11 protein-coding genes are annotated in these 11,640 nt (G+C 38.2%); all 11 read left to right on the top strand.

Annotation, left to right across the window (positions count from 1 at the left end; all coding sequences use genetic code 11):
• A partial coding sequence (locus tag CSV75_RS14090) for a Rieske (2Fe-2S) protein (RefSeq protein ID WP_099676340.1) occupies nt 1-1,005 on the top strand: 1,005 nt, incomplete at its 5' end.
• Nucleotides 1,002-2,201 carry a dipeptidase gene (locus tag CSV75_RS14085; protein ID WP_099676339.1) on the top strand — a complete coding sequence of 400 codons (1,200 nt, stop codon included), beginning with the start codon at nt 1,002-1,004 and terminating at the stop codon, nt 2,199-2,201. The genes CSV75_RS14090 and CSV75_RS14085, both read left to right, overlap by 4 nt.
• Before the next feature lie 82 nt (nt 2,202-2,283).
• A complete protein-coding gene (locus tag CSV75_RS14080) occupies nt 2,284-3,045 on the top strand; it encodes an SDR family NAD(P)-dependent oxidoreductase (RefSeq protein WP_233191680.1) in 762 nt (253 codons plus the stop codon).
• A gap of 30 nt (nt 3,046-3,075) precedes the next feature.
• Nucleotides 3,076-3,438: a hypothetical protein gene (locus CSV75_RS14075; protein ID WP_099676338.1), complete on the top strand. Its 363-nt coding sequence runs from the start codon at nt 3,076-3,078 to the stop codon at nt 3,436-3,438.
• Between the two features lie 69 nt (nt 3,439-3,507).
• Entirely contained in the window at nt 3,508-4,548 is a 1,041-nt protein-coding gene (locus CSV75_RS14070; protein WP_099676337.1) for a TRAP transporter substrate-binding protein, read from the top strand.
• Nucleotides 4,549-4,577: 29 nt separating this feature from the next.
• Nucleotides 4,578-5,141, top strand: coding sequence for a TRAP transporter small permease (locus tag CSV75_RS14065; protein ID WP_099676336.1), 564 nt, complete (start codon nt 4,578-4,580; stop codon nt 5,139-5,141).
• A gap of 1 nt (nt 5,142) precedes the next feature.
• Nucleotides 5,143-6,432 (top strand): TRAP transporter large permease, encoded by a 1,290-nt coding sequence (locus CSV75_RS14060; protein ID WP_099631808.1) that lies wholly within the window; start codon nt 5,143-5,145, stop codon nt 6,430-6,432.
• Nucleotides 6,433-6,670: 238 nt separating this feature from the next.
• Nucleotides 6,671-8,092: an amidase gene (locus tag CSV75_RS14055; protein WP_099676335.1), complete on the top strand. Its 1,422-nt coding sequence runs from the start codon at nt 6,671-6,673 to the stop codon at nt 8,090-8,092.
• Between the two features lie 615 nt (nt 8,093-8,707).
• Nucleotides 8,708-9,214, top strand: a complete 507-nt coding sequence (locus CSV75_RS14045; protein ID WP_158231673.1) for a TRAP transporter small permease — start codon at nt 8,708-8,710, stop codon at nt 9,212-9,214.
• 11 nt (nt 9,215-9,225) lie between these two features.
• Nucleotides 9,226-10,542, top strand: a complete 1,317-nt coding sequence (locus tag CSV75_RS14040) for a TRAP transporter large permease (RefSeq protein ID WP_099631811.1) — start codon at nt 9,226-9,228, stop codon at nt 10,540-10,542.
• A gap of 34 nt (nt 10,543-10,576) precedes the next feature.
• On the top strand, nt 10,577-11,587 hold the full coding sequence (gene dctP, locus CSV75_RS14035; RefSeq protein WP_099631812.1) for a TRAP transporter substrate-binding protein DctP: 1,011 nt from the start codon (nt 10,577-10,579) through the stop codon (nt 11,585-11,587).
• The last annotated feature ends 53 nt before the right edge of the window (nt 11,588-11,640 follow it).

Below are 11,640 nucleotides of genomic sequence, written 5' to 3'. Positions count from 1 at the left end.
TGGAAGTTCAATACAGACGGGGAGTGCACGGAGATTCCGTCAGAGCCAACGGATGGGAAGTTTAGGGAATCCGTTCAATTAAAAAGCTATCCGACAAGAGAAGTAAGTGGCATTATTTGGACATACATGGGGCCGAGTGAATCGGAACCGGCTTTCCCTGACTTTTATTGGATGAACCTTCCGCGGGAAAATAATTTAGTTGAACGGGTATGGCAGGAATGTAACTATGCACAAGCGATGGAAAATGATCTGGACTTTGTCCATGCTGCATTCTTACATAAAGCGCATGCGACACAAGAAGTGGAAGATGGAATTTTGAGCAGTGACTTGGGGATTGACCCGAATCATCCACTTGTTAAAAATCCTCCGGTGAAACAATCTGTTCAAGATACGAACTTTGGGAAACGTTGCATCGCAGTGGGCATTGGAACAGAGGAACAGAATGCCTTTATGGAAATTCATTATATCTTCCCGTTTTACACGTACCCACCACGCTTTGGTGGTGAAGATGGGATGTGGCATGCATTTATTCCGCGAGATGATCATAGTACGTGGACGTGGGATGTCCAGTTCGCTCATGATCGAGCGATTGATGTGGAAGCGCAACATGCTCGCCGCGGACTGAAGTTGGATGAAGACCTAAGAAAAATTGTCAACGCAGATGTTGAATATAATCAAGACCGTGACTTACAAAAAACTGGGAACTTCACAGGTATCCGTGGGATTGCGAACCAAGACCATGCGGCAACTGAAACCATGGGAACAATCGTAGACCGAACACGCGAGAAATTAGGAACGAGCGACCTACCAATTATTCATATGCGCCGGATCTTGCTACAACAAGCGAAAGCGTTCCAAGAGGGGCAAGAGCCGTTAGTATTGGAAAATCAATCGTTAAAAACACTGTATAGTGAAGGGCTTTATGATGACAAAGAGAAAAAGTGGCAGGAAGCATTTCCACTAAAAGAACAATTTGAAAAGAAACAGGCAGTAGAAAATCAATGAATAAGAAACGATACGAAGGATACACATCGTTTAACTATCTAAAAGCAAACAAAGACTATAAATATTATGAGCTGGCAACAGATCTAAATCGTGTTCCCGCTTATTCTCTTCATCTCACAGCAGATGAAGAGAATAAGTTAAATGAAGTTTTAACGGAGAATTTCATTGTATCGCTTAGGGATCACGGATTTATTGTTCCTGAAAAACGAGAAGATATTTTGCCTTATTGCGGAGAATTACATACATTCTTTCATTATGAGGGAATTGCTAAATCGGGAATCGATATCATTTTTGAAAACTTTATGGATGGAATTTCAACTATTACATCGAAGAATGGTTTGAAGTGGGACGATGTTATTTATCTACTAGGTATGAGATATGCAGACATTCAACGTCAAAATACAGTCACCATTGCACGATCCTACGACGATTTAACGAAAGCTAAGCAATTGAAACAAACTGCACTTCTACCATCTTTAGAGGCAGCAAGCATCTTGGAAAACGAGCTGGATCGTGTAGATATTCTTTACGGCTTTGGTATTCGGTGTATGGGCATCACGTATAACGAAGCAAACACTCTTGGTTCGGGGCTAATCGAGCGTCGAGATGGTGGTTTAACTAATTTTGGGCGTCGTGTTGTTGAAAGAATGAATACATTAGGTATGATAATCGATATTTCTCATTGCGGAGATCAAACAAGTTTAGATGTTATTGAGGAAAGTCGTGATCCTGTTCTTATGACACATGCAGGGGCACGTGCTTTATGGAATACACCTAGGATGAAACCAAACCATGTGTTGAAAGCTTGCGCAGAAAAAGGTGGGATCATTGGAGTCTGTGCTGCACCCAATACGACTTTAACGAAGAGTTCCCCCAAACACTCAATACACTCAGTGATGCAGCATTTTGAGTATCTTGTGGATTTAGTCGGAATTGATCATGTCGGTTTCGGTCCAGATACATTTTTTGGAGATCATGTAGCCTTGCAGCATGCGTTTGATGATATGTTGGGCATTTCAGCTTCACATAGCGGGGAGGAATTTAAAGAATCCTCGTATGTTGAAGGATTGGAAAATCCATCGGAAGCAATGAAGAATATGATAGGTTGGATGATAAAAAAGAATTATTCAATTGAAGATATTGTTAAAGTTTCTGGTCTGAATGCAATGGCGGTTATGAAGAACATTCTGGCTTGATCCAACATAAGTACAATTCAAAAGTTAATTACCAGTATCTAAAGGTATATTGAATTTAATGAAGATAGGAGTTAGTATAACTGTGCAAAAAAATACGGTAAGCCAAGTAGCCATTATAACAGGGGCCGGTCAGGGATTAGGTCTCGCTATTGCTGAGAAATTTCTCTTGGAAGGGAAACGTGTTGTTTTTGTAGATGTAAATGAACAGTTGTTAAACGAAGTGAAGACTTCAGAGCTAGTAAGTCAATATGACTTTTCCAAAACAATGTTTATAGCTATGGACGTATCGAATGTGAATGCGATTAAAGAGAGTGTGAAGACCATAGTGGAGCATTGGGGAAGAATTGATATCTTGGTAAATAACGCTGGTGTTCGAAAAGAGACGTCTGTTGAAGATATTACGGAAGAAGAATGGAATTTAATTTTATCCGTTAATCTTGGAGGAACGTTTTTTTACTCTCAGGCAGTACTAGATACGATGAAACGACAAAAGAGTGGACGTATAATTAACATTTCATCTTTTGGGGGACAAGCGGGACCGCTTTCATCCGGAGCACATTATTGCGCTTCAAAAGCAGGTCAACTTGTGCTTACAAAGTCCTTTGCCAGATCACTGGCTGGTCTAGGAATTACGGTTAATGCAGTTGCACCGGCAGCTATTCAGACACCGGAAATGGATACTATTGAGCCAGGTAAATTGAAGAACATGAAAGAAAGTATACCGGTACAAAGATTTGGTGAAGCAGAGGAAGTTGCCAGTATGGTTTCATATCTTGCTTCAGATGCCGCTGGTTATATTACAGGTTCCACGTTCGATATTAACGGCGGACTATACATGAGATAAATACTTATACACTAAGAGGAGCTGGAAAAATTGAAGAAAATTGTACATGGTGCACCGCAAATACCGAATCCATTAAGAGTCTTTATTACTTTTGAATCGACAGGATGGTTTGATACTACACAAGAGCAAAAAGAGAATGAACTATTGCCTAAATTGAAATCTATTATAACAGAATGGGAAAGTAATGGATCAGAACTATTGGGAACATTTGACCGCGATATTTTAACGGCGGGACATGCAGGTCCAACTAATTGGCATGCATGTTTCCTTTACAATATACCCGACTTGCAAACGGTAACAAATATGACGCATTCATTCCGTGAAGCAGGGATAGATCGATACTTCCGACTAGAGGCTTCAATTGGAAGACCATTTTTCTTGGTAGAAAATTAATAAGTCTAAATTAATAAGTGTTGGAAAGTGAATTAAAGTTTCTAATGTTTTTAAAAGGGGAGTGGAAGAATGAGAAGGTTGCTTATTTCAATGTCGTTAGTTTTATTGGTCATGATCATGTCAGCATGTGACGGAAATGCAGGAAAAGCAAGCGCGGGAAAAAATAATGATGTTATTAAGCTTAGTTATGCTTTTTTTGCACCGCCTAATACATTCCCTGCTATTCAAATGGAAGAGTGGAAAAAACGTCTTGAGGAAAGAACAGATGGGAAAGTACAAGTCGATTTATTTACCGGTGGAACCTTACTAGAAGCCAATAATATGTATGACGGAGTAGAGAATGGCACTGCAGATATAGGTTTAACTTCTACATCATATGAACCTGGTAGATTTCCACTTTTGTCAATATCAGATATGCCATCAGGTTATAAAAACGCAACGGTTGCAAGTAAAGTCACTGCCGATTTAGTAAATAATTATCCACCAGAGGCACTTGATAACTTTAAGATCATCACTACATTTGCTACTGAACCCGCATATATACAAAGTAAAAAGCCTATAAAGTCTTTAAGTGATTTAAAAGGAAAACAGTTACGTATAGCTGGTGCCCTTGCGCCAATTATGTCGGAACTTGGAGCTGCTCCCGTCGGAATGTCGCAGGCGGAAGTGCCTGAGGCTTTGCAAACAGGAATTGTTGAAGGCTACGTATCTTCTAGGGAGGTACTTAAAGATTCCAAGCTGGCGGAGATAGTTGGATATGTTACAGATTATCCATTGGCATTAAATACATTTATCGCTGTCATGAATAAAGATAAATGGGATTCGCTACCCGAGGACGTTCAAGCAGTAATTGAAGAGTTGAATAAAGAGATGACTGAATTTACTGGACATTACTTGGATAATCATGTTAAAGAATCTTTGGAATGGAGTATAGATTCTGAAGGACTTGAAGTTGTTGAATTACCAGAAGAAGAAATGAAGAAGTGGGATAAAAAGCTTAGCGTTATGCAAAAAGAAGTTGTTGAAGAAGTACAAAATGGAGGTCTTCCAGCAGAGGAATATTTGAGCGAGATGGAAGAGCTAATCGAGAAATATAATAACGCTGATTGAGTTATTCCTTTAGATATGGAGGTTTACGAATGAGAAACGAGCAAATAGTAGAATTCGATATTGAAAGCGCTTCATTTATAGAAGACAAACATGAAGAAAAAGTAGTATCTACATCAAATCTATTTTTTAAGACTACTGACTATTTAAACCGGTTTCTAGCTGTTATTGCTGGCATGGCTCTAATGTTGATGATGTTATTGATTGTATTTAATTCTATCAAGCGTATGTACTCTGATCCAATTGCAGGAACAGTGGAGATAGTAAGTTGGCTTGGGGCAATTACAGGAATTTTTGCTTTAGGCTATACACAATTAAATAAAGGACATGTCTATATTGATATGCTAGTGGATAAGTTTCCCTCTATGCTACAAAGAATAATTCATACGGTTATGAATGTTTTGAGCGCTTCTTTCTTCCTAGTAGCAGCTTGGCAACTTCTACTGTTCGGTCTAAATTTAGGAAGCAATGGTGTTGTATCGCAAACAATACAATTTTCATTTTATCCAATTGTCATCCTAAGTTCGATTGGATTTATAGGGTTAGTTTTAGCTATTGTGAAAGAAACAATCTTGATATGGAAGGTGGCATCCTAAAATGGATATGAATCTATTGGCAGTACTTGGAATCCTAACATTGTTCTTATTCATGTTTTTACGGATGCCAATTAGTTTTACGATGTTTATTGTTGGTTTTATGGGTTTAATAGTAGCTGTTTCACCTAAAGCAGCCTTTAATGTTTTGAGCGCTGATTTATGGAATCAATTTTCCAGCTACTCACTAAGTGTTATTCCACTTTATATTTTAATGGGGGAAATTGTTTTTAGAACAGGGATTACAGAGAAAATGTTTGAGTCAGCGTATAAATGGGTTGGACATTTTCGAGGTGGTATGGCAAGTACAACTATTTTAGCCAGTGCGGGGTTTGCTTCTATCTGTGGATCTAATTCAGCAACTGCCGCAACAATGGGAACGATGGCCCTCCCGGAACTTGAGAAATATAAATATGATAAGGCTCTTAGTACGGGAAGTATTGCAACAGGCGGAACACTTGGTATTATTATCCCTCCAAGTACAGTACTAATCGTTCTTGCCTTGCAAATGGAAGTATCAGTTAAAGATCTATTTGTAGCGAGTATAATTCCTGGTATTTTCTTAACTGCGCTCTTGATTGCAACAGTTGTCTACTTATGTGTAAAATCACCAACACTTGGACCAGCAGGTGAAAAATCTAGCATGAAGGAAAGACTTTTATCTTTGGTAGGTGTTATTCCTGTTGCAGTGCTATTTGTCTTCGTTATCGGTGGTTTGTTTTTCGGCTTTTTCACACCGACTGAATCCGGTGCCTTTGGTGCCTTTGGTGCAATTGTTATTTCCTTAGTTATGGGAAAGATGACAAAAGAAAACTTTCTAGAAGCGATGGCTGGTACTCTCCGTTCATCTGCGATGGTATTAATGCTTGTGGTAGGAGCGATGGTGTTCGGACGATTTTTAACAGTTACAAGACTCCCATATGCGGTAGCTGAATGGGTGACTAATCTTCCGGTTGCACCAATCTTTGTGCTAATTGCTATTTTGATTGTTTATGTCATTGGCGGCTCCATAATGGATGCTCTAGGATTTTTAATTATCTCCATCCCAATCTTTTACCCAACCGTAATAGCTCTTGGTTATGATCCTATCTGGTTTGCAGTTCTTCTTTGTGTCGTGACAAGTATGGGAGCCATTACACCGCCAGTGGGGGTAAATGTCTTTGTTGTACAGGGCTTGACCAAGGATACTCCAATCACAACCGTATTTAGGGGGGCATCGTACTTCCTAGTTGCGTATGTCGCATTTATAGCATTACTAATTACGTTCCCAAAAATTATATTAATCTTAATATAGTAGGGCACTTTCATAAACCTAGACTCGTTCAAGTGTTCTGAAAGTTGATTTAGTAAATATGCATGAAACAAAATCTTTTAATTTAGCGTGTCACACTACTCGCTAATTAGCTGAAAGGAGGATTTTCAAGTGAATCTAAACGATTACTTAATTACTATAATTGGGATAGAAAAATCAGAGATTTTATCGGGTGAACCTGCATTTATCTTTTCGCTAGAAAATGTTGGGGAGGATAATGATGAGTGAAATTCTATTCGAAACTATTGAGTCAGTAGGTTCGTTAATTCAAAAGAAAAAAATCTCTCCAGTAGAGTTAACTAAACTATCGCTTGCCCGTATCAAGGAGTATGACCCTACATTGAAAGCTTTCATAACAGTTATGGAAGATGAAGCGATTAATCAAGCAAGAGTACTTGAGTCAGAGCTGCAAAATGGTGAAATCCGTGGACCGTTACATGGTATACCTATTGCGGTAAAGGATATATTGCAAACAGCAGGAGCCCGGACTACAGGTGGATCAAAAATATTTGAAAATTGGATACCCGATGAAGATGCAACTGCCGTTCATAGAATGAAGGAAGCAGGGGCTATTATTATAGGGAAAGCAAACCTTCATGAATTTGCTATGGGGGCAACAACCGAAAACCCCCATTACGGAAGTGCGAAAAATCCGTGGGACATAACAAAAATACCTGGTGGTTCAAGTGGCGGTTCTGCTGTCGCAACAGCTACAGGAATGGCTTTTGGTTCTATTGGGACAGATACCGCAGGTTCCGTCCGGTTACCTGCAGCAATGTGTGGAACCGTCGGATTTAAACCTACGTATGGGCTGGTAAGCAGATATGGAGGCTTTCCGTTTAGTTGGTCACTTGACCACGTTGGACCGATGACGAGGACGGTAAAGGATGCTGCCATTATGCTAGAAGCCATGAAGGGCTATGATCCAAAAGATGATTCTTCAGTTAAGAAGAATCATGCAATTTATTTCAACGAATCATTACAGAGTTTAAAGGGGATTACACTAGGTTTCTATGAACCCTATATGTATTCCGGTATTGATACAGACGTGAAGCGTGTAATTGAACAAGCATTCGATCAATTAAAGTTTCTTGGAGCTGAAATCGTTCCAATTGATTTACCTGGAATTAATGAGGCACTTGATGGTTTGAAAACGATTGCTCAATCTGAAGTAGTATCTTTCCATGATCCTTTGTTAAAAAAACACGGTGATTTATACGGAGATGATTTGAAATTCCGATTCCAATTCGGCCGGGACATTTCAGCGACGGATTATATAAATGCTCAACGTACTCGAAGACAATTCGTACAGAATACAATGAGACAGATGAGCGGTATTGATGCACTAATTGGACCGACAAACGTCCAACCACCATTTGAGATCGGTACAATGGTTCCTGAACAAGCAATAAGCAATATGTTTACACTTGGTAAAACTCCACTCGCAAATATCCTTGGGTTTCCAGCACTTTCTGTTGCATGTGGATTCACGAAGACGAAGCTTCCAGTAGGGCTTCAGATAATTGGAAAACCATTTTCCGATAAAAAAATACTTGAGATTGGTGACTGCTACGAACAATCACAGCAGTGGTTTCAAGCATTGAAACTGAATAGGAACTACATGATGGTAAGTAAAAGTTAGGGGGAAAAGGGGGGAGATTATGAATATTATAAAGATGAAATCTTTTTTGATCCTCGTGCTAGCTGCCTGAGATGCTTATGGGAAGGAATTGAATAATGGTAGCCCAATCATGTTTTCAAATGCATTTTTTACACCTCACAGTAAATTTCCAGCAGTTAAAATGAAAATGAAAACAAAGGAACTTGAGTCAGGAACGAATGGAAAAGTTCAAATTGATGTGTTCTGTAGAAAGTATTGCTACGGTAATACTCTCAAGGTTTGGGATGATATTCACCGTAACGGATCTTTTGGAGTTTACTGATTGCTGAGGGGTCGACACACTGTAGCATGCAAGTAATCACTTAAAAGATTCAATACAAGATGAACGATTCGCCTCCCCCACAAAAAATGAAGGCAAAATGAAAAGCGGAGTACCTTATAAATCGCAATTCCTTAATGTGGAATTATCGATTACATTGCAATCTCCTAAATATCACATATATTTAGGAGGTTATTTTTTATTTTAGAGCAGCGGTAATTTCATCTAATAAGTAATCAATTATTAAGGGAAAAGATCTAGCTAAATGTAGCATATTTATACTGATAGAATCGATAGAAAAAAGGGGGAAGATGCATGTGCTGTTAAGAATAAATAAGCTTTTCGATTCTATCATAAACTTTATGGCTATTCTAGGTAGGGTCGTAATCATCATTATTAGTTTATTGATCATCGTTGATATTGTTTCATTAAAATTTTTTAGCAATCAATTTTCATGGATTTTAGAGGTTTCAGAATACCTTCTAGTATTTTTAACTTTTCTAGGGGTTGCTTGGTTATTGAGGGAAGATGGACATATTAAGCTAGATTTATTATTAAATAGACTAAGTGAAAAAAATAGAACGCGTATGGAGATAGTGAATTCGTGCATAGGTGCCATCATCTCTTTGATTATTACCGTATATGGATTTTTGGCAACATGGAACTTATATATGAGGGATATAAAAACAGAGACTATCTTAGAAATCCCACGTTCTATGCTAATAGTCATCATACCAGTTAGCTTTTTATTTGTTTTCGTACAATTCATCCGAAACATCCTATCTGCGATCAATAAACTTAAATTAAGTAGCAAGAAAAGCTAGGAGGTAATTAGATGGAATGGTGGGGCGTTTTAGCACTAGTATTTGGAAGTATGTTTATTTTATTTATGATAGGATTACCAATTGCATTCTCATTTTTAACAATAAATATTGTAGGTGTCATCGTTTTATGGAACGGAGAAGCGGGACTTAACCAACTCATCTTAAATATATTTTCTTCCGTATCAAAGTTTTCATTATTACCTATCCCAATGTTTATCTTAATGGGTGAGATTATGTTTCGAACGGGCTTAGGTTTTAAAGTTTTTGATGCAGTTGGAAAATGGTTTGGGAATTTACCAGGTCGGCTAAGTATTGTTGCTGTTGGAAGTGGAACTTTATTTTCAGTTCTAAGTGGTTCGAGTGTAGCAAGTACTGCATTATTAGGATCATTATTAGTTCCGGATATGCAGAAAAAGGGTTATAGTCCTGCAATGACTGTTGGACCAATACTTGGTAGTGCCGGCCTTGCTACTATGATTCCACCTACCGCGTTAGGTATATTGCTTGCTTCGCTTGCATCGATACCTGTCGGACATTTCCTATTTGCAATTGTCGTACCGGGTTTATTATTGGCAGTAATATTTGTCCTATATATTATTATTAGATGTTATTTTCAGCCAGAGCTAGCTCCTGCCTATGATGTAGAGAAGGTGCCTTTATCTGAAAAGCTAATTGGAACGGTTAAATATATTTTGCCACTTGGATTTATTGTGTTCCTTTTATTGGGTGTTATTATACTTGGAATTGCAACGCCTACACAAAGTGCGGTTTTAGGGGCGTTAGGAACCATTGTCCTGTCTTACTTTTATGGTGGTCTGACCTGGGCGAAGTTCTGGGACTCCCTTACCGGTACTTTAAGATCCAGTGTTATGATTTTTATGATTATTATAGGATCCACTACATTTGGTCAAATTTTAAGTTACACAGGTGTAACGCAAGGTCTGGTACAGCTCGTTGGAAACTTGGAATTTCCACCACTTATTGTTTTGGTAATAATTCAGATCGTTCTACTGATCCTTGGGTGTTTTATGGAACCTTTATCAATAATGATGATGACACTTCCGATACTTATGCCGATTGCAGGAACAATGGGGTTCGATCCTTTGTGGTTTGGGGCAATTATGCTTCTTAATATGCAAGTCGCAACAATTACACCACCTTTTGGTATGGATCTCTTTGCAATGAAAGCAGTGATTCCAAAAGACTCTATATCGATGAAAGAGATTTATAGCGCAGTCGTTCCTTTTATTTTGTTGAATTTAGCAATAATGGCGCTAATGATTATATTCCCATCATTAACTTTATGGTTACCAAGCTTTGTTAAGTAATAATTTAGAGAAATTATAAATTAGGAGGAAGACCATGATAAAAAATCTAAAAATATATCAGACGATCATACTTGTTCTTCTAGTCAGCCTTTTGACGGCTTGTTCAAGTGGCAATGGAGAAAAGGAAGGTAGTGATTCAAAGAGTGTTACATTAAATGCTGTTAGTTTTTTACCAAAAGATCATCCTTTAACTGCAACACTTTATGATTGGATTGACTCGGTAGAAGATGCAACGGATGGCAGAGTGAAGGTAAATTGGCGTGGTGGCGCCGATGTAATACCTATTGGCGAGCAATTTGAAGCAATGAATTCTGGTGTTATGGATATTAACTTTACGTATATTGGACAATACCAATCACTTGCACCGGAAACGCTGAGCATAGCTTTATCGCAACTAACACCATCGGAAGAAAGAGAAAATGGATTTTACGATTTAATGGTAGATCAACATGAAAAAATGAACGTTATGTACTTAGGTCGATGGTTAACAGGTTCACCAAGACTATGGTTAAATGAGCCAATTGATAGCGTAGATGATTTAAAAAAACTGCCTATCCGATCAGCACCAAACTATACACGTTTCTTTGAAAAATTAGGAATTGCTTCTGCAATGATTGATCCTTCAGAAGTTTATACTTCCTTACAAACAGGTGTTGTTAAGGGGTTTGTATATGGTGGGTTTAATGGGCCTAGAAAGGATGGTTGGACTGATTCATCTAAATATATTTTGGACCATCCTTTTTGGACGCAAAACTGTACGATACTCATGAATAATGATAGATGGAATGAAATTTCAACCGAAGATCGCGATGCAATTATTGCGGCAACAGCTGACTATGAGAAAGAAATGGTCGACTACTATACAGAACTTGATAAAGAAGAAATTGTAGAATTAGAAAAGATCGGTGTTGAACTTTTCAAATTGCCTAAAGCTGAAGAAGAAAAGTTTTTGAATTTAGCCTATGATACTGAGTGGGAGTACTTGGAAAAGGAAGTACCTGAGTTAGTAGAAGAACTAAGAGCACTAACAATGAAAGAGAAATAAGTTCTTAATTAGTTACGTGAAAGAGTATAAAGGCTTGAGCGAATTGTCTAAGC

The organism is Sporosarcina sp. P18a (assembly GCF_002743135.1).
GTDB lineage: Bacteria > Bacillota > Bacilli > Bacillales_A > Planococcaceae > Sporosarcina.
The sequence above is the reverse complement of the archived record's forward strand: the minus strand, read 5'-3'. Positions and strand labels throughout refer to the sequence as shown.